This window comes from Acidocella sp. (assembly GCF_052326845.1).
GTDB lineage: Bacteria > Pseudomonadota > Alphaproteobacteria > Acetobacterales > Acetobacteraceae > Acidocella.
Window position 1 is genome coordinate 1 of record NZ_JBKQJR010000042.1, and the last position, 16,863, is coordinate 16,863.

A 16,863-nucleotide genomic window follows, 5' to 3' on the forward strand; every position below is an offset into this window, starting at 1 on the left:
ATGTCGTGCTCGGCACCCGCTTCGCCAAGAAGCCGATCCACCTGAAGATCCCTGTGACGATCGCGGGCATGTCCTTCGGCGCGCTCTCCGGCAACGCCAAGGAGGCACTGGGACGCGGCGCCACGGCGGTGGGCACCTCCACAACCACGGGCGATGGCGGCATGACGCCGGAGGAGCGCGGACACAGCCAGACACTCGTGTACCAGTATCTGCCGTCCCGCTACGGCATGAACCTCGCCGATTTGCGCAAGGCCGATGCCATCGAGGTGGTGATCGGCCAGGGGGCCAAGCCCGGTGGCGGCGGCATGCTGCTGGGGCAGAAGATCTCCGACCGCGTGGCACAGATGCGCAACCTGCCCAAGGGCATCGACCAGCGCTCCGCCTGCCGCCATCCGGACTGGACCGGCCCGGACGATCTCGAGATCAAGATCCTCGAGCTGCGCGAGCTGACCAACTGGGAGAAGCCGATCTACGTGAAGGTCGGCGCGTCCCGCCCGTATTACGACATTGCCCTGGCGGTGAAGGCCGGCGCCGATGTGGTGGTGCTGGACGGTATGCAGGGCGGCACCGCCGCCACGCAGGAAGTGTTCATCGAGCATGTCGGCATCCCCATCCTCGCCGCCATCCGCCCCGCCGTGCAGGCGCTGCAGGATCTCGGTCTGCATCGCAAGGTCCAGCTCATCGTCTCGGGCGGCATCCGCACGGGCGCCGATGTGGCCAAGGCCCTGGCCCTGGGCGCTGATGCAGTGGCTATCGGCACGGCGGCGCTCATCGCGCTGGGCGACAACTCGCCGGAGTTCGAGGAGGAGTACCGCAAGCTCGGCACCACTGCCGGCGCGTATGACGACTGGCACGAGGGGCGCGACCCCGCTGGCATCACCACGCAGGACCCGGTGCTGGCCGCGCGGCTGGACCAGGTGAAGGCCGGGCGTCGTCTGGCGAATTACCTCAGCGTGCTGACGCTGGAGGCGCAGACGCTCGCAAGGGCTTGCGGCAAGAGCCATCTGCATAATCTGGAGCCGGAAGACCTGGTGGCGCTGACCATTGAGGCCGCGGCCATGGCGCAGGTGCCGCTGGCGGGTACCAACTGGATTCCGGGCAAGAACTTCTAAAAGGGGGCTGAACAAGACAATGGCGATTGAGCTGGCCGAAAAGGCGAAAGAACTCGGACTAAAATATTTTCTGATTTCCTACACGGACCTTTTCGGCAGCCAGCGCGCAAAGCTGGTTCCGGCCTCCGCCATCGCGGGGATGCAGAAGAACGGCGCGGGCTTCGCGGGCTTCGCCACCTGGCTCGATCTTTCCCCGGCGGACCCGGACATGTTCGCGCTGCCCGACCCCAGCACGCTGACGCCGCTGCCCTGGAAGAAGGATGTGGGCTGGCTAGCCTCCGACATCTACATGGCGGGCGAAAAGGTTGAGCAGGGCCCGCGCAACGTGCTGCAGCGTGTCATGGCGCAGGCCAAGGCCGCCGGCGTGCAGATGAAGAGCGGCGTGGAATGTGAATTCTTCCTGACCACGCCTGACGGCACGGCGATTGACGACGCGCTCGATACGGCCACCAAGCCCTGTTACGACGCCGGGGCCCTGCTGCGCCGCTACGATGTCATCACCGAGATCTGCGACGCGATGCTGGAACTCGGCTGGGGCGCGTACCAGAACGACCATGAGGACGCGAACGGCCAGTTCGAGATGAACTGGAATTACGACGACGCGCTGATCACCGCCGACCGGCATGTGTTCTTCAAGTTCATGGCCAAGTCGATTGCCGAGAAGCACGGGCTGCGCGCCACCTTCATGCCCAAGCCGTTTCTGGGCCTTACCGGCTCGGGCTGCCACAGCCATGTCTCGCTGTGGGATGGGAGCAAAAACCTGTTCGAGGACGAGGCGGGCGAGCTTGGCGTCTCCCAGCTCGGCTATCACTTCATCGGCGGCGCCATCAAGCATGCCGACGCGCTGGCAGCGCTGCTGAATCCCACTGTAAATTCCTACAAGCGCATCAACGCGCCGCGCACCACCTCGGGCGCCACCTGGGCGCCGAACACGGTGACGTATTCGGGCAACAACCGCACGCATATGGTGCGCATCCCCGAGTCGGGCCGGTTCGAGATGCGCCTGGCCGACGGCGCGGCGAATCCGTATCTGCTGCAGGCCGGCATCCTCGCCGCCGGGCTGGATGGCATCGAGAACAAGATCGACCCCGGCAAGCGCCTGGACATCAACATGTACACCGACGGCCATCTGGTGACCGATGCCAAGCGCCTCCCGCTGAACCTGCTGGACGCGCTGCGCGCCCTCGAGGCCTCCGAGACGCTGAAGGCGAGCCTCGGCGAAGACTTCGTGAAATCCTACATCAAGCTGAAGCACGGCGAGTGGAACGAGTACGCCGCGCACCTCTCCGACTGGGAGCGCAAGGCCACGCTGGATTGCTAAACCCCACGCGCCACGCTGGATTGCTAAACCCCACGCGGGATGCGACGTGAGCAGCATGCTCACGCCGCTTTCCCCCGCCAGCCCGTCTCTCGAACTCCTGCGCGCGCTCAACAACGACCATGCGCAGGAGCTTTCATTTGCCGACGCACCTCGTTTCGCGCATCTCATCGCGCAGGCTTTCTTCGCCGCGCATATTGGCACGGAGGCGTTTCTCATCGCCTTCGACCAGGACGCGGATTACGACTCTCAGAATTTCCTCTGGTTCCGACAGCGTTTTTCGAAATTCGTCTATGTTGATCGCGTGGTGACCGCCCAGGCCGTGCGGGGCAGGGGCCACGCCGCAGCACTGTACAACGCGCTGTTCGCCGCCGCCCGCGCCGCCGGGCATGAGCGCGTAACATGCGAGATCAACGCCGATCCGCCCAATCCGGGCTCGGAAGCGTTCCACTCCAAATTCGGCTTTCAGGAGATCGGCAGCGCCTTGCTGCCCAACGGCAAAACCGTGCGCTATTACGAACGCCGCCTATGAAAAACCCCCTGGCCGGAGCCAGGGGGTTTTCTATTTCAGGCCGAGAGCAGGTTCGCTTCGGCGTATTCGTAGTTGGCCAGCTTGTCCAGGAAGTTGGTGATGTAGTCCGGACGGCGATTGCGGAAATCGACGTAGTAGGCGTGCTCCCACACGTCATAGGTCAGCAGCACCTTGCCTTCGCCGGTCACCAGCGGGGTGGAGGCGTTCGGGCTCTTGGTCACTTTCAGCTTGCCCTCGGGGGAGAGCACCAGCCAGGCCCAGCCGGAGCCGAACTGCGTGGTGCCGGCGGTCTTGAAGGCGTCCTTGAACGCCTCCACGGAGCCGAAATCCTCGACGATCTTGGCTTCCAGCTTGCCGGGGAGCTTGCCGCCGGTGGGCGAGAGGCTCAGCCAGAACTGGCTGTGGTTGAGGTGCTGGCCGGCATTGTTAAACACCGGGGTCAGCTCGGCATTGTTGTGGGAGAGCTTCACCAGCTCCTCCAGGGACTTGCCCTGCAGCGCCGCATTCTTCTCCACCAGGCCGTTCAGCGCGGTGACATAGGCGTTGTGGTGCTTGCCGTGATGCAGCTCCAGGGTCTCCTGGCACATGCCAAGCTCGGCCAGTGCGGAGGTGGAGTAGGGGAGGGAAGGCAGTTCAAACGCCATGGGGCACTCTCCAGTTGTTTATGTTGTGATGCGAATTAGCTATGGAGAGTTGATGCCCCCGTCAAGCGACAGTTTCCTCCTCCGGTTGCGCAGTGCCGACCCCGACCGCTTCTTCTGCACGCTCTTCGCGCCCGCGGACAAGCGCGAGGCGCTGGCGCTGCTCTACCTCTTCAACCACGAGCTGGCGCGCGCGCATGAGGTTGCCTCCGAGCAACTGCTGGCGATGATCCGCCTGCAATGGTGGCGCGAGGTGGTGGAAGGCGCATCCCGCAAGCACGAGGTCGCCACGCCGCTCTCCGCCGCGCTGGAGGCGGGGGTGTTCGCGCGGGAGGATCTGCTGGCGCTGATCGAGGCGCGGGAGTTAGGCGCGGAGCTGGAAGACACGGCGTCGTTCCACGCCTATGCGCGCGACACGGGCGGGCGGCTGGCGCGCATCGCTGGCAAGCTGCTGGGCGCCGATTCGGAAGCGGTGGAAGATCTCGGCACCGCCTACGCCATTTCCGGCATTCTGCGCGCGACCTCGCTGCGCCCGCAGGACGGCACGGCGGATGCCGAACTGATCGCCCATGCAAAGGCCCTGCTGGCCGCCAGGCCGCCGCGCATCGCCCTGGCCGCGGCGCTGCCCGCCGCCTTCGCCCGGCGCGATCTGGGCCGCCCCTACGGCCCGCGCGGCCTTGCCGACCGCATGTCTGTCCTTCGCGCCGCGCTTACTGGGCGGGTGTGAACACCCCGCCGGTCAACGCCTCGGCCACCTGCCACAACCGCGCCCCGGTCTGCGCGTCCAGCGCCTGAGGCATGGTCTTGGCCAGGCCAGGCCGGCCACGGAACTCGCCGATCCCCACCGGCCCGTAATACGCGCCCGGCTTGGCCGCCGGGTCTGTCGCCGCCAGAATCAACGGCCACGCCCCGGCATCGCCCGGCTGCACCACGAAGGCCTTGCCCAGGTTCATCAGCACGGCCATCAGGCTCTTATTGCCCGGCCCGTTCGCCACCAGCTCGGTGGCTGCGATGCCCGGATGCGCCGCCAACGAGAGCAGCCCCCAGCCCCCGGCATCGGAGCGCCGCTGCAGCTCCTGGGCGAAGATCAGCATGGCCAGCTTGGATTGCTGATACGCCGGCCAGGGCTTGTAGCGCCGCTCGGATTGCAGATCCTCGAAAGCCATCTGCCCCTGCCGGTGCGCGATCGACGAGATCTGCACCACGCGCGGGGTAGGGGCATCCATCAGCACCGGCAACAACAGGCGGTTGAGCAGGAAATGTCCGAGAAAATTCACGCCGAATTGCAGCTCGAAGCCCTGCGCCGTCACCTGCCGCCGGTGCGGCGCCATCACCCCCGCGTTGTTGATGAGGATGTCGAGCTTGCCATGCGTTTCCTTGAACGCCCCGGCGAACTCCTGCACCGAGACGAAATCCGCGAGGTCGAGCCTCAGGAACTTCGCCCGACCGGGTGCTTCGGCATTGATCTGCGCCGCCGCCGACTCGCCTCTCTCGGCGCTGCGGCAGGCCAGCACCGTCTCCGCCCCGGCGCGCGCCAGCTCCAGAGCGGTGTAGTAGCCGATGCCGCTATTGGCCCCGGTGACGATGACAGTCTTGTCCGTCAAGTCGGGCAGTTTCGCACCGGGCCAAAGCGACATTTATTATCCCTCCATGAGTTTTGCCGCCTGCACGGCGAAATATGTTAGGATACCAGAACATCCTGCGCGTTTGAACGCAAGCAGGCTCTCCAGCATTGCCTTGTCACCATCCAGCCAGCCATTGCGCGCCGCCGCAACGATCATCGAGTACTCGCCCGAGACCTGGTAGGCGAACACCGGCATCTCGAAGCGGTCCTTCACCCGCCGGATGATGTCCAGATACGGCATGCCCGGCTTCACCATGATCATGTCCGCGCCTTCGGCGATGTCCATCGCCACCTCGCGCAGCGCCTCGTCGGAATTGGCCGGGTTCATCTGGTAGGTTTTCTTGTCGCCCTTCAGCGCGCCGGAGGAGCCGATGGCATCCCGGAACGGGCCGTAGAAGGCCGAGGCGTATTTCGCCGCGTAGCTCATGATGCGGGTGTTGATGAGCCCAGCTTCATCCAGCGCGGCGCGGATCTCGCCGATGCGCCCGTCCATCATGTCGGAGGGGGCGATGATGTCGATCCCCGCCGCGGCCTGGTTCACCGCCTGCTTCACCAGGATCTCCACGCTTTCGTCGTTGGCGACATAGCCATCCACCAAGATGCCGTCATGCCCGTGGTCGGTGTAGGGGTCGAGCGCCACGTCGCCGATCAGGGCGATCTGCGGGAATTCGCGCTTCAGGATCCGCGTCGCCTGGCACATCAGGTTTTCCGGGTTCAGCGCCTCGGACCCTTCCGCGTTCTTCTTCTCGGCCGGGGTGGCGGGGAACAGCGCGATGGCGGGAATGCCGAGCTTTGCCGCCTCTTCCACATGCTTTGCCAAGCCATCGAGCCCGGCGCGGAACACGCCCGGCATGGCGCTGATCTCGGTTGGCGCGCCGCCGCCTTCGCGGATGAAGATCGGCCAGATCAGGTCATCGACCGAGAGGCGGTGTTCGGCCACCAGGCGGCGGGTGGCGTCATCGAAGCGGTTGCGGCGCAGGCGGGTGGCGGGAAAGCTTTGCAGTGTCATGTGCGCATCCTAACCCGGTTCCGCACGCGGCGCGAGGCGGTTGACAGCGCAGCTGGAGGCAAGCTAGCTAGAGCCTCAATTAAGAATGAATTGCAATCGCATCTCAGCAAAGGACCCAGGAATGCGAAGAGGCTTGATCCAGATCAATGATCGGCACGGCGGAGGCATTGAAAACTATTCGCAGTACCAGAAGGCTAGAATGAATTGCAGTTACAGGAACCGGGAGTGGACTCCACAAAAATGACAAGCGCAACCACTCCGCAAACCGCCTCGCGCCGGAGGCTGCCCGGCTGGGCCATGCTGGTGGCCGTATTCGGCCCCGGCCTCGTCGTCATGCTGGCGGATACCGATGTTGGCTCCATCATCACCGCCGGGCAGAGCGGCGTGCAGTGGGGCTACAAGCTGCTACTGCCGCAGTTCATCCTCATGCCGGTGCTCTACATCGTGCAGGAACTCACCGTGCGGCTCGGCATCTTCACCGGCAAAGGCCATGGCGAGCTGATCCGCGAGGCATTCGGTCCCGGCTGGGCGTGGTTCTCGGCCTCCGGGCTGGCGGTGGCCACCATCGGCGCGCTGCTAACCGAGTTCTCCGGCGTGGCCGGCGTGGGCGATCTGTTCGGCATCCCGCATTATGTCTCTCTGCCGCTGGCCGCCGCGGCCTTGCTCGCCATCGTCGTCACCGGTTCGTATCGCCGCGTCGAGCGCGTCGCCATCGCGGTGGGGTTGTTCGAGCTGGCGTTCTTCTTCGTCGCCTGGGCGGCGCATCCGGATGCCGGGCTGATGGCCAGCGAGTCGCTGCACCCGCCCGTGTTCAACGCCAGCTATGAATATCTCGTCGCCGCCAATATCGGCGCGGTGATCATGCCCTGGATGGTGTTCTACCAGCAATCCGCCGTGGCGGATAAGCGGCTGCGGGCCGAGCATTTCCCTGCCTCGCGCTGGGATACCGCGATCGGCGCCGTCATCACCCAGCTGGTGATGGCTGCTGTGCTCATCGCCGCCGCCGCCTCCATCCGCCCGCACGCGCCGCAGGCCAGCCTCTCCACCGTCGGGCAGATGAGCTTGGCCATGACGCCGTATCTCGGCGCCGAGGTCGGCAAGGTGGTGTTCGCCTTCGGCGTGCTGGGGGCGGGGCTGGTGGCGGCCATCGTCGCGTCTCTGGCGCTGGCCTGGGGGCTGGGCGAGGTCGCGGGTTACCGCCGCTCGCTGGAATACCATCCGCTCAAGGCCAAATGGTTCTATGGCGTTTACGCCGTCTGCGTCATCGGCGGCGCGCTGGTGGTGGGGCTGGTGCCCAACCTGATCAGCCTGAATGTCGGCGTGCAGGTGATGAATGCGCTGCTGCTGCCGGTGGTGCTCGGCTTCCTCGTCCGCCTCGCCATGGTCACCCTGCCGGAGAGCCACAAGCTCAAGGGCTGGTACATGTGGGTTGTCTTCGCGGTCTGTGCCATTACCTGCGGCTTTGGCGTGCTGGGCGGCATAGGCGGGCTGTTCCTTAGCTAGTTTCCTTATGCCGCCCCCGCATGATAAGGGGACGGCATGACTCGTTCTTTGATCCTGGCCCTCGGGGCCGACCATGGTGGCGTGAACCTGAAGACACGGCTGGCGGTGGTGCTGGCCGAGGCAGGTCATCAGTTGCTGGATTTCGGCACTGATGGCCCGGAAAGCGTCGACTATCCTGATTTCGCCCACGCGGTTTGCGCCGCGGTGGTGGAGAAGCGCGCCGATTTCGGCCTCCTCGTCTGTGGCACCGGCATCGGCATGAGCATCGCCGCCAACCGCAACCCGGCCATACGCTGCGCCCTGGTGCACGATGTCACCACCGCCCGGCTCACCCGCCAGCATAACGACGCCAATGTGCTGGCCCTTGGCGCCCGCATCACCGGCGAGGAAGTGGCGCTCGATATCCTGCAGACCTTCCTCGCCACCAAGTTTGAAGGCGGCCGCCACGAACGCCGCCTCGCCAAGATCAACCAGAACCCGGAAAACACGCCATGACGCAGACCCTCGCGCGCTTCTTCTCCGCCCCGCTCGACCAGACCGATCCCGAGATCGCCGCGATCATCGGCCGTGAGCTGGCCCGCGAGCAGGACGGCATCGAGCTGATCGCTTCCGAAAACATCGTCTCCGCCGCCGTGCTGGCCGCGCAGGGCTCGGTGTTCACCAACAAGTACGCGGAAGGCTATCCCGGCAAGCGCTATTACGGCGGCTGCGGCCCCTCGGACGAGGTGGAGACGCTGGCCATCGAGCGCGCCAAGAAGATGTTCAATGCGGGCTTTGCCAACGTGCAGGCCAATTCCGGCTCCCAGGCCAACCAGTCCGTGTTCCTGGCGCTGATCCAGCCGGGCGACACCATCCTGGGGATGTCGTTGGCCGCTGGCGGGCATCTCACCCATGGCGCCGCGCCCAACCTCTCCGGCAAGTGGTTCAACGCCGTGCAGTACGGCGTGCGCAAGGATGATGGCCTGCTCGATTACGAGGAGCTGGAGCGCCTGGCCCGCGAGCACAAGCCCAAGCTGATCATCGCCGGCGGCTCCGCCTATCCGCGCTTCATCGACTTCGCCCGCATCCGCGCCGTGGCTGATGAGGTGGGTGCGTATTTCATGGTGGACATGGCGCATTTCGCCGGTCTTGTCGCCGCGGGCATCTTCCCCAACCCGCTGCCGCACGCCCATGTCGTCACCACCACCACGCACAAGACGTTGCGCGGTCCGCGCGGCGGCATGGTGCTGACGAACCACGAAGAGATCGCCAAGAAGATCAACTCCGCGATCTTCCCCGGCCTGCAGGGCGGCCCGCTGATGCACGTCATCGCCGCCAAGGCCGTGGCCTTCGGCGAGGCGCTGACGCCCGAGTTCGTGGCCTACCAGAAATCCGTGGTCGCCAACGCCAAGACGCTGGCGGAAACGCTGGTCCAGCAGGGGCTGGCCATCGTCACGGGTGGAACCGATTCGCATCTGATGCTGGTGGACCTGCGGCCGAAGAACACCACCGGCAAGGCGGCTGAGGCGTCCCTCGAGCGCGCCCACATCACCGCCAACAAGAACGCCATTCCGTTCGACCCGGCGAAGCCCGCCATCACCTCCGGCATCCGCCTTGGCACCCCGGCCGCCACCTCGCGCGGCTTCGGCGTTGGCGAGTTCAAGGAGATCGGCCTGATGATCGGCGAAGTGCTGGACGGCCTGGCCAAGTCCAACGACGGCACCAACGACGCTGCCGAGGCTGCCGTGGGCGCGCGGGTGAAGGCGCTCTGCGCGCGCTTCCCCATCTACCGGTAACACGCCATGCGCTGCCCGTTCTGCGGTGAGTCCGACACACAGGTAAAAGACAGCCGGCCTACGGATGACGGCAGCGCCATCCGCCGCCGCCGGTTCTGCTCGGCCTGCGGTCAGCGCTTCACCACCGTGGAACGGGTGCAGCTGCGTGAGTTGGTGGTGGTGAAGGCCGATGGCCGCCGCGTCGCCTTCGACCGTGACAAGCTGGCCCGCTCCATCCGCGTGGCGCTGAACAAGCGCCCTGTGGAAGAGGAGCGTCAGGAGCGCATCGTCAACGGCATTGTCCGCAAGCTGGAAGCCAGCGGCGATAGCGAGATCAAGAGCGATCAGATCGGCGAGGCCGTGATGGACGCGCTCAAGGCCGTTGACGCCGTGGCCTATGTCCGCTTCGCCTCGGTCTACCGCGACTTCCGCGAGGCCAGGGATTTCGAGGAATTCCTCGGCGGCATGGATGGCGCGCCGTTGGCCACCTCGGAGAGGGCAGGCAATGACTGACGAAGCGCATATGCTTGCCGCCTTGTCCCTGGCCCGGCGCGGCCTGGGGCAAACGGCGCCCAACCCTTCCGTTGGCTGCGTCATCGTCAAGGATGGCCGCGTGGTTGGCCGTGGCAACACCGCCGCCGGCGGGCGCCCGCATGCCGAGGTGGTGGCGCTGCAGGCTGCTGGCGCGGCGGCGCGCGGGGCGACGGCTTACGTCACCCTGGAGCCATGCAATTTTGTTGGAAAATCAGGTGCTTGTACGGAGGCGTTGATAGCCGCCGGGATCAAGCGCGTGGTTGTCGGCGCGACGGACCCGCACCCCAAGGTGAACGGCGCCGGGCTGGCCCGGCTGCGCGAAGCGGGCATCGCGGTGACCGAGGGTGTCCGGCGCGCGGAATGTGAGGCAGTGGTGGAAGGCTTCGCCCTGGTGCAGCGCCAGGGGCGGCCGCTGATCCGCCTCAAGCTCGCCACCACGCTGGACGGCAAGATCGCCACCGCCAAGGGCGAATCGCAATGGATCACGGGCCCCGAGGCGCGCCGGGCCTCGCATGCCATGCGCGGACGGCACGATGCGGTGCTGGTCGGCGTGGGCACCGTGCTGGCGGATGACCCGGAGCTGACCTGCCGGCTCGACGGTTTCCGTGCCGCCAAGCTGGTGCGGGTGGTGGTGGACAGCCATCTGCGCACGCCCTTGCTTTCCAAGCTGGTGCGGGGTGCTACGCAGGATCCGTTGTGGATCCTGCACCGCGATGGCGCTGACCCGCTGCGCTGCAAAGCGCTGGAGAGCGCCGGGGTCAAACTCATCGAGCTGCCGCCCAGCACTGTTGGAGTGGATCTGGTGGCCGGTGTGCAGGCGCTTGCCAAACACGGCCTCACCCGCGTGCTGGTCGAGGGCGGCGGGTCTATTGCCGCCAGCATGCTGCGCGCCAGGCTCGTGGACCGTCTCTCCTGGTTCCACGCCCCTGCCGTCATGGGCGGCGATGGCTGGCCCGCGGCGCAGGCTTTCGGCATTGCCCGGCTGGAGGAGATGCCGCGCTTCCGCGCCGTCTCGCGCCAGCAATGGGGCGAGGATGTACTCACCAATTTCAGGAAGATCGGATAAATGTTCACCGGATTGATCACCGGCATCGGCACGGTGCGCGAAGTGCAGCCCCTTGGCGGCGGCAAGGATGCCCGTTTCGTCATCGCCACGCCGGATAACGATGCCTGGACGGATGCCGAGAAGAAGCTCGGCGCCTCCATCGCCTGCTCGGGCGTGTGCCTCACTGTCGTCGAATCCGGGGCGGACTGGTTCGCCGTCGAGGTTTCGGCCGAGACCCTCTCCAAGGCCACGCTGGGCACCTGGAAGCCGGGCAGCAAGATCAACCTCGAAGGCTCGCTGCGCCTGGGCGACGAAATTGGCGGGCATCTGGTCTCCGGCCATGTGGACGGCCTGGCCGAGATCGTCTCCGCCACGCCGGAGCACGGCTCCACGCGCTGGGTGTTCCGCCTGCCGCCCGATCTTGCCCCCTTCGTCGCGCCCAAGGGCAGCATCGCCATCAACGGCGTGTCGCTCACGGTCAACGAGGTTGAAGGCCGGAACTTCGGCATCAATATCATTCCCCACACCGCCGCGCACACAAATTTCCATACCTTGCAGGTAGGAGATGCGGTGAATGTGGAAATCGACATGCTGGCGCGCTATGTCGCCCGCCAGCTCAGCTTCAAGGGCGCGTGACCTCCGCGCGCCAGTCAAGGAAAACCGCCGTATGCAAGGCCTGAAGACCTCCACGCTGCACGACTATATTTCCCCCGCTTCCGAGATCATCGAGGAAGCCCGGGCCGGGCGCATCTTCATCCTGGTGGATGACGAGGACCGCGAGAACGAGGGCGATCTCGTCATCCCCGCGCAGTTCGCCACACCGGACGCGATCAATTTCATGATCAAGCACGCGCGCGGCCTGGTCTGCCTGGCCATGACCAAGGCCCGCTGCGAGGCGCTCAGCCTGCCGCTGATGACCCAGGCCAACGGCACGCGGCACGAGACGGCTTTCACCGTCTCCATCGAGGCGAAGGAAGGCGTCACCACCGGCATCTCCGCCGCCGACCGCGCCCGGACCATCGCCGTGGCGATCAACCCGGAGCTGGGCCGTGACGACATCGTCTCCCCCGGGCATATCTTCCCGCTCATGGCCCGTGATGGCGGCACGCTGGTGCGCGCCGGGCATACGGAAGCCTCGGTGGACATCTCCCGCCTCGCCGGGCTGATCCCCGCCGGTGTGATCTGCGAGATCATCAACGACGACGGCACCATGGCCCGCCTGCCGGACCTCGTCGCCTTCGCCCAGCGCCACAACCTCAAGCTCGGCACCATCGCCGACCTCATCGCCTACCGCCGCGCCAATGAGAAGCTGGTCAAGCGCGTTGAGCAGGGCAATGTCGCCTCGGCGGACGGGCAGAGCTGGAAGATCATCGCCTTCGAGAGCAAGGTGGATGGGCTGGAGCATCTGGCGCTGGTGAAGGGCGACATCTCGGGAGAGGAGCCGGTGCTGGTGCGCATGCATGGCATGGACCTCATCGCCGACGTGCTCGGGGCTGGGCACATCAACGCCCTCCACGGCGCCATGGCGCAGATCACCGCTGCTCAGCGCGGCGTGGTGGTGATCGTGCGCGAGCAGCGCAAGGCGGCGATGTCGGCGGGCATCCGCGCGCTCGTCGAGGGGACGCGGCCAGTCTCGGACCTGCGCGACTACGGCATCGGCGCGCAGATCCTGCTCGATCTCGGTGTGAAGAACATGATCCTGCTCTCCAACCACAAGCGCCATATTATTGGCCTGGATGGCTACGGGCTGAACGTGGTCGAGCAGCGCCAGATCGGGGGGGAGGCATGAGCACGGCTGACGCTCCCGCCGCGATCGCCCCCCGCGTGCCCGGCGCCGCGCCGCGCATCCTGGTGATCAGCGCGCCCTATTACCGCCAGGTGGTGGACGGCATGCTCGCCGCCGCCCGCGCCATTTTCGCCCAGGCGGAGGCCAAGGTTTCGGTCGTCGAGGTCGGGGGCGCGTATGAGCTGCCACAGGCCCTGGCGATCGCCGCCGACTCTGTCCAGGACTTCGATGGCTATGTCGCCCTGGGCTGCGTGGTCCGTGGCGAGACCGACCATTATGATTTCATCTGCGCCGCCGCCATGGACGGGATGATGCAGGTGGCCACCCGTCAAGTGCTCTGCCTGGGCACGGCGCTGCTCACGGTGGACAGGCTGGACCAGGCCCTGGCCCGCAGCCATGAGACCGGCTCCAACAAGGGGGCCGAGGCCGCCGTGGCCTGCCTCAAGCAGATCGTGCTGAAGCGGGAGTTGGCGGCATGAGCGGCCGTCCTCGTACCCTCTCGCGCGTCGCCGCCGTGCAGGCGCTTTACCAGGCCGAACAGGCCGGACAGAGCGGCGAGGCCGTGATCGACCAGTTCGTGCGCCACCGCATCGGCGACCCGCCGGGCAGCGGCGGGGTGGAGGAGGGGCGCTTGCCCGCCGCCGATGTGCCGCTCTTCGCCCGCATCGTCCGCACCGCCACGCAGCAGCAGGACACCATCGACGGCATGATCGCCAGCGCCCTGCCGGAAAGCTGGCCGATGAACCGGCTGGACCCGGTGCTGCGCGCGGGCATGCGCGCCGGTGGCGCCGAGCTGTGGATGAGCGACGGCCCGCCCGCCAAGGTCGTGATCAACGAGTACATGGACGTGGCGCATGGCTTCTTCTCCGGTGAGGAGCCTCGCATGCTCAACGGCGTGTTGGACCGCCTCGCGCACCTGCTGCGCCCGGCGGAGTTCCCCGCGGCCAACTGATGCCTGACGAGTTCTCCCGCATCGCGCGGTATTTAGCGCCGCTGGCGGGAGAGGCGGGGCTGGGGCTGAAGGACGACGCCGCCGTGCTCGCCCCGCCGCCGGGGCGCGAACTGGTGCTCACCGTGGACCAGATGCTGGAGGGGGTGCATTTCCTCTCCGGCGAAGATCCGGCGCTGATTGCGCGCAAGCTGCTGCGCCGCAACCTCTCCGACCTTGCCGCCATGGGTGCGGCGCCGCTCGGCTATCTGCTGACCACGGCGCTGCCGGTGGCACTGCCCGAGGACTGGCTGGCGGGCTTCGCCGCCGGGCTGCGCCAGGACCAGGAGATTTTCAACATCGAGCTGCTCGGCGGGGATTCGTCATCCTCGCTGCATGGTATCGCGCTTACGGCCACGCTGCTGGGCACGGTGGCGCCGGGCGCTGCGCTGCGCCGCAACGGGGCCAGGGCAGGGGATGAGATCTGGGTGACCGGCACCATTGGCGACGCTGTGCTGGGCCTGCAGGCGCGGCGCGGCCAGCGCAAGGACCCCACGGGGTTTTTCACGCAGCGCTCCCTGCTGCCGGCGCCGCGAGTCGGGCTGGAACTGGCGGGGATCGTCTCCGCCGCCATCGATGTCTCGGACGGGCTGGTGCAGGACCTCTCGCATATCGTGGAGGAATCGGGGCTGCGCGCTGTCATCGAGGCGGGGCTGGTTCCGGCCTCGCCCGCGGCGGCAGCTCTGGGCGAGGAGGTGCTGCAGGCGCGCCTCACCGGCGGGGATGACTACGAGTTGATCCTGGCGGTGCCGCCAGGGCGCGCGGAGGCCCTGAAGGCCGCCTGTGGCGATCTGCCGGTGACAAAGATCGGCGCATTCGAACCAGGGGCAGGGGTGTGCGTGCTTTCCGGCGCCGGGACGGAAATGGCCTTCAAGTCCCTGGGATGGAAGCATTTTTAAGAAATTAACCAGAAACGGGTTAATGAGCTCCGCACGCACGCAAAAACCCCCGGAGCAAAAGCGCCGGGGGGACGGGTTGCGGCAGAAAGAGCAGCGTCGCGGGTGCGGCGCTTACTTGATCTTGGCTTCCTTGAACTTGACGTGCTTGCGCACGACCGGATCGTACTTGTTGAGCTCCAGCTTCTGCGTCTGAGCGCGCGCGTTCTTCTTGGTCACATAGAAGTAACCAGTGTCAGCGGTGGAAACGAGCTTGATTTGAACGACGTTAGACTTTGCCATGATTACGAATCTCCAGAGCGCGCCGTATGGCGCAGGTTAAGCGGTTTCGTCAAGTGCGGGTTTGGCTTCTAGCGCAGCAAAGCTGCCTGATAAGCGGTCTGTGAGGCCAGGATATGGCTGGCGGCGGTAAAGTCCATATCCGTTCCGATATCGGCCGGGCACTGGTTGCGGATTTGCAGCACGCTATCCATGTCCACAGGGGCGCGCATCGCTCGTGCCGCCGCCACGGCCATGGCCTGCATGTTGCTGCCCTTGTCCAGCGATGCCAGCTCGGTATCCAGCATCTCGGGCCCCAGGCTCGTGCAAACCTGCGGCATCACCCCCAGGCTTTGCATAGGCCAGCCGTGCGGGGCCAGCACGCGGCTCCAAGTCACGTACAACTCGCCGCCATCGGGCAGGCTGGTCAAGGTCTGCACCAAGCCCTTGCCCAGCGTCTCGGAGCCAATGACGACTGCCCGGCCATTATCGGCCAGGGCGGCAGCCAGGATCTCCGCCGCGCTGGCGGTCTGACCATCGACCAGCACCGCCAGCCTCGCGCCAAGTGTGAGGTCGGCGCCTTCGGCGTTGAAGCTCTGGTCCGCATCCGGGTCGCGCCCCACGGTCTGCACGATCATCCCCGCGGGCAGCAGCGAATCCGCCACCAGCACGGCCTGGCGCAGCACGCCGCCACGGTTGCCGCGCAAATCCAGCACCAGCCCGGTGGGGGCGGGGCGTTGGGCCATCAGCGCAGCGAGGGCGGTGGTGAGCTGGTCGGCTGTGCCCTTGTTGAAGGCGCTGATCTTCAGCGCGATCAGCCCGGGGCCGGGCGAGGCTTCGGGGAACACGGTCTGCGGCGGGACGAAGCCGCGGGTCAGCGTGACCTGCTCTTCAGTAGGCGGGCCGTCCGACGTGTCCTGCAACGAGAGCGTGGTGGTGCTGCCGGACATGCCGTTCATGTTGGCGTTGAGCGTGGCGACCGCGCCGGGATAGGCGGCTCGGCCATCCACCGAGAGCACGACCAAGCCTGGGGTGAGACCGGCATTCTCGGCCGGGCTGTCCGCTGCCACGGCGCTGATCACGACATGGCCGGCTTTGCTGTCCAGGGTGAGGCCCGTGCTGGCGAGGCCCATGAACACCAGCTGGTTCTGGGCCGCCACCGTTGGTGTCTCGTAGCGGGAATAGGGGTCGAAATGGTTGAACAGCTCGTCGAAGAAGCTGCTGACGATCTCCTGCGTGCCGGCCTGCTGCAAGGCGGGCGAGGCGGCATAGGCGGCGGCGGCGATCTGCGCGGCGGCCTTGCCCCAGCCGGCGGCGTCGTTGTCAGCGGGTGCTTGGATGGCGAGCAGCAGCGCGTTGGGGCCGTAGAGGCGCACCTGTCCCTCTTGCAGGGTGGTGTTCAGGTCCGGGTCCAGCGCCGCGAGGCCGTTCAGGCCCCAGATCGTCATCTGCGGGATGGTGAGCGGCTGCAGCGAGCGCGGGGCGATATAGGTGAGGGCGGCGGACCACACGGCCCCGGCGGTGGCGGCATCGAAGCCCATGGGGGCGGCTTCGGCCGTGCGGGTCCACAGGCCGCCGCAAAGGCAGACGACAATAAGGAGAACCGCGCGCCTCACCTGCGCCGCTTCTGCTTGTGCTTGGGCTTGCCGGGCGTGGCGCCCGGCGCGCGTCCGGGTTTCGCCCGCAGGGACTTGCCGCGCCTGACGGGGCCGGGCAGCGCCTCGGCCACGCCGAACAGCAGCCCGCCGGTGACAGGCCGGGCCTCGTTCAGCCGGACCTCGATAGGTTGTGCCAGGGAGAAGACATGGCGGCTCCGGCGGCCGGACACAGTTTGGGTGGCTTCATCGAAGACCCAGTAATCAT

The 16,863-nt window shown here is 66.6% G+C and carries 19 protein-coding genes and 1 pseudogene; 14 read left to right on the forward strand and 6 right to left on the reverse strand.

Annotation, left to right across the window (positions count from 1 at the left end; genetic code table 11):
• The 3 genes from ACLPJJ_RS02815 to ACLPJJ_RS02825 all read left to right on the forward strand — a co-directional run.
• On the forward strand, nucleotides 1-1,112 hold a 1,112-nt coding region (locus ACLPJJ_RS02815), incomplete at its 5' end, for an FMN-binding glutamate synthase family protein (RefSeq protein WP_443589294.1).
• Nucleotides 1,113-1,131: 19 nt separating this feature from the next.
• Nucleotides 1,132-2,433, forward strand: coding sequence for a type III glutamate--ammonia ligase (gene glnT, locus ACLPJJ_RS02820; protein WP_443589296.1), 1,302 nt, complete (start codon nucleotides 1,132-1,134; stop codon nucleotides 2,431-2,433).
• Nucleotides 2,434-2,488: 55 nt separating this feature from the next.
• Nucleotides 2,489-2,962 (forward strand): GNAT family N-acetyltransferase, encoded by a 474-nt coding sequence (locus ACLPJJ_RS02825; protein WP_443589325.1) that lies wholly within the window; start codon nucleotides 2,489-2,491, stop codon nucleotides 2,960-2,962.
• Nucleotides 2,963-2,997: 35 nt separating this feature from the next.
• Here ACLPJJ_RS02825 and ACLPJJ_RS02830 read toward each other — a convergent pair whose 3' ends face one another.
• Nucleotides 2,998-3,606 carry a superoxide dismutase gene (locus ACLPJJ_RS02830; RefSeq protein WP_443589298.1) on the reverse strand — a complete coding sequence of 203 codons (609 nt, stop codon included), beginning with the start codon at nucleotides 3,604-3,606 and terminating at the stop codon, nucleotides 2,998-3,000.
• Between the two features lie 52 nt (nucleotides 3,607-3,658).
• Between ACLPJJ_RS02830 and ACLPJJ_RS02835 the strand changes: the two genes are divergently transcribed.
• Nucleotides 3,659-4,330, forward strand: coding sequence for a squalene/phytoene synthase family protein (locus ACLPJJ_RS02835; RefSeq protein ID WP_443589300.1), 672 nt, complete (start codon nucleotides 3,659-3,661; stop codon nucleotides 4,328-4,330).
• Here the strand turns inward: ACLPJJ_RS02835 and ACLPJJ_RS02840 are convergent.
• Nucleotides 4,314-5,240, reverse strand: a complete 927-nt coding sequence (locus ACLPJJ_RS02840; RefSeq protein WP_443589302.1) for an oxidoreductase — start codon at nucleotides 5,238-5,240, stop codon at nucleotides 4,314-4,316. The two genes, ACLPJJ_RS02835 and ACLPJJ_RS02840, sit on opposite strands and share 17 nt — an antisense overlap.
• A gap of 3 nt (nucleotides 5,241-5,243) precedes the next feature.
• Nucleotides 5,244-6,236, reverse strand: a complete 993-nt coding sequence (hemB, locus tag ACLPJJ_RS02845; RefSeq protein ID WP_443589304.1) for a porphobilinogen synthase — start codon at nucleotides 6,234-6,236, stop codon at nucleotides 5,244-5,246.
• Nucleotides 6,237-6,476: 240 nt separating this feature from the next.
• Between hemB and ACLPJJ_RS02850 the strand changes: the two genes are divergently transcribed.
• From ACLPJJ_RS02850 to thiL, 10 genes are read left to right on the forward strand one after another with little or no spacing between them, the layout of a single operon-like run.
• Nucleotides 6,477-7,739 (forward strand): NRAMP family divalent metal transporter, encoded by a 1,263-nt coding sequence (locus ACLPJJ_RS02850; RefSeq protein WP_443589306.1) that lies wholly within the window; start codon nucleotides 6,477-6,479, stop codon nucleotides 7,737-7,739.
• 36 nt (nucleotides 7,740-7,775) lie between these two features.
• Nucleotides 7,776-8,234, forward strand: a complete 459-nt coding sequence (gene rpiB, locus ACLPJJ_RS02855) for a ribose 5-phosphate isomerase B (RefSeq protein ID WP_443589308.1) — start codon at nucleotides 7,776-7,778, stop codon at nucleotides 8,232-8,234.
• Nucleotides 8,231-9,514, forward strand: coding sequence for a serine hydroxymethyltransferase (gene glyA / locus ACLPJJ_RS02860; RefSeq protein WP_443589310.1), 1,284 nt, complete (start codon nucleotides 8,231-8,233; stop codon nucleotides 9,512-9,514). The genes rpiB and glyA overlap by 4 nt, the downstream gene beginning before the upstream one ends.
• Before the next feature lie 6 nt (nucleotides 9,515-9,520).
• Entirely contained in the window at nucleotides 9,521-10,006 is a 486-nt protein-coding gene (gene nrdR, locus ACLPJJ_RS02865) for a transcriptional regulator NrdR (RefSeq protein WP_443589312.1), read from the forward strand.
• Nucleotides 9,999-11,093, forward strand: a complete 1,095-nt coding sequence (ribD, locus tag ACLPJJ_RS02870) for a bifunctional diaminohydroxyphosphoribosylaminopyrimidine deaminase/5-amino-6-(5-phosphoribosylamino)uracil reductase RibD (protein WP_443589314.1) — start codon at nucleotides 9,999-10,001, stop codon at nucleotides 11,091-11,093. The genes nrdR and ribD overlap by 8 nt, the downstream gene beginning before the upstream one ends.
• Nucleotides 11,094-11,708, forward strand: coding sequence for a riboflavin synthase (locus ACLPJJ_RS02875; RefSeq protein WP_443589316.1), 615 nt, complete (start codon nucleotides 11,094-11,096; stop codon nucleotides 11,706-11,708).
• Between the two features lie 31 nt (nucleotides 11,709-11,739).
• Nucleotides 11,740-12,861, forward strand: a complete 1,122-nt coding sequence (gene ribB / locus ACLPJJ_RS02880) for a 3,4-dihydroxy-2-butanone-4-phosphate synthase (RefSeq protein WP_443589317.1) — start codon at nucleotides 11,740-11,742, stop codon at nucleotides 12,859-12,861.
• Nucleotides 12,858-13,337 carry a 6,7-dimethyl-8-ribityllumazine synthase gene (ribH, locus tag ACLPJJ_RS02885; protein WP_443589319.1) on the forward strand — a complete coding sequence of 160 codons (480 nt, stop codon included), beginning with the start codon at nucleotides 12,858-12,860 and terminating at the stop codon, nucleotides 13,335-13,337. The genes ribB and ribH overlap by 4 nt, the downstream gene beginning before the upstream one ends.
• Nucleotides 13,334-13,810, forward strand: coding sequence for a transcription antitermination factor NusB (nusB, locus tag ACLPJJ_RS02890; protein ID WP_443589321.1), 477 nt, complete (start codon nucleotides 13,334-13,336; stop codon nucleotides 13,808-13,810). Before ribH ends, nusB begins: the two co-directional genes overlap by 4 nt.
• On the forward strand, nucleotides 13,810-14,745 hold the full coding sequence (gene thiL / locus ACLPJJ_RS02895; protein ID WP_443589322.1) for a thiamine-phosphate kinase: 936 nt from the start codon (nucleotides 13,810-13,812) through the stop codon (nucleotides 14,743-14,745). Before nusB ends, thiL begins: the two co-directional genes overlap by 1 nt.
• 111 nt (nucleotides 14,746-14,856) lie before the next feature.
• Here thiL and rpmG read toward each other — a convergent pair whose 3' ends face one another.
• From rpmG to ACLPJJ_RS02910, 3 genes and pseudogenes are all read right to left on the reverse strand, one after another.
• Entirely contained in the window at nucleotides 14,857-15,024 is a 168-nt protein-coding gene (gene rpmG / locus ACLPJJ_RS02900; RefSeq protein WP_048877824.1) for a 50S ribosomal protein L33, read from the reverse strand.
• A 68-nt stretch (nucleotides 15,025-15,092) separates the two neighbouring features.
• Nucleotides 15,093-16,616 (reverse strand): S41 family peptidase, encoded by a 1,524-nt coding sequence (locus ACLPJJ_RS02905; protein ID WP_443589324.1) that lies wholly within the window; start codon nucleotides 16,614-16,616, stop codon nucleotides 15,093-15,095.
• Nucleotides 16,613-16,863, reverse strand: a pseudogene (locus tag ACLPJJ_RS02910) (ribonuclease R); the annotation flags it as partial. The gene ACLPJJ_RS02905 and the pseudogene ACLPJJ_RS02910, both read right to left, overlap by 4 nt.

Excerpts from the sequence above, each read along its gene's own strand:
- glnT (WP_443589296.1), top strand. The coding sequence starts at position 1,132 with ATGGCGATTGAGCTGGCCGAAAAGGCGAAAGAACTCGGACTAAAATAT.
- ACLPJJ_RS02825 (WP_443589325.1), top strand. The coding sequence starts at position 2,489 with ATGCTCACGCCGCTTTCCCCCGCCAGCCCGTCTCTCGAACTCCTGCGC.
- ACLPJJ_RS02830 (WP_443589298.1), bottom strand. The coding sequence starts at position 3,606 with ATGGCGTTTGAACTGCCTTCCCTCCCCTACTCCACCTCCGCACTGGCC.
- ACLPJJ_RS02835 (WP_443589300.1), top strand. The coding sequence starts at position 3,659 with ATGCCCCCGTCAAGCGACAGTTTCCTCCTCCGGTTGCGCAGTGCCGAC.
- ACLPJJ_RS02840 (WP_443589302.1), bottom strand. The coding sequence starts at position 5,240 with ATGTCGCTTTGGCCCGGTGCGAAACTGCCCGACTTGACGGACAAGACT.
- hemB (WP_443589304.1), bottom strand. The coding sequence starts at position 6,236 with ATGACACTGCAAAGCTTTCCCGCCACCCGCCTGCGCCGCAACCGCTTC.
- ACLPJJ_RS02850 (WP_443589306.1), top strand. The coding sequence starts at position 6,477 with ATGACAAGCGCAACCACTCCGCAAACCGCCTCGCGCCGGAGGCTGCCC.
- rpiB (WP_443589308.1), top strand. The coding sequence starts at position 7,776 with ATGACTCGTTCTTTGATCCTGGCCCTCGGGGCCGACCATGGTGGCGTG.
- glyA (WP_443589310.1), top strand. The coding sequence starts at position 8,231 with ATGACGCAGACCCTCGCGCGCTTCTTCTCCGCCCCGCTCGACCAGACC.
- nrdR (WP_443589312.1), top strand. The coding sequence starts at position 9,521 with ATGCGCTGCCCGTTCTGCGGTGAGTCCGACACACAGGTAAAAGACAGC.
- ribD (WP_443589314.1), top strand. The coding sequence starts at position 9,999 with ATGACTGACGAAGCGCATATGCTTGCCGCCTTGTCCCTGGCCCGGCGC.
- ACLPJJ_RS02875 (WP_443589316.1), top strand. The coding sequence starts at position 11,094 with ATGTTCACCGGATTGATCACCGGCATCGGCACGGTGCGCGAAGTGCAG.
- ribB (WP_443589317.1), top strand. The coding sequence starts at position 11,740 with ATGCAAGGCCTGAAGACCTCCACGCTGCACGACTATATTTCCCCCGCT.
- ribH (WP_443589319.1), top strand. The coding sequence starts at position 12,858 with ATGAGCACGGCTGACGCTCCCGCCGCGATCGCCCCCCGCGTGCCCGGC.
- nusB (WP_443589321.1), top strand. The coding sequence starts at position 13,334 with ATGAGCGGCCGTCCTCGTACCCTCTCGCGCGTCGCCGCCGTGCAGGCG.
- thiL (WP_443589322.1), top strand. The coding sequence starts at position 13,810 with ATGCCTGACGAGTTCTCCCGCATCGCGCGGTATTTAGCGCCGCTGGCG.
- rpmG (WP_048877824.1), bottom strand. The coding sequence starts at position 15,024 with ATGGCAAAGTCTAACGTCGTTCAAATCAAGCTCGTTTCCACCGCTGAC.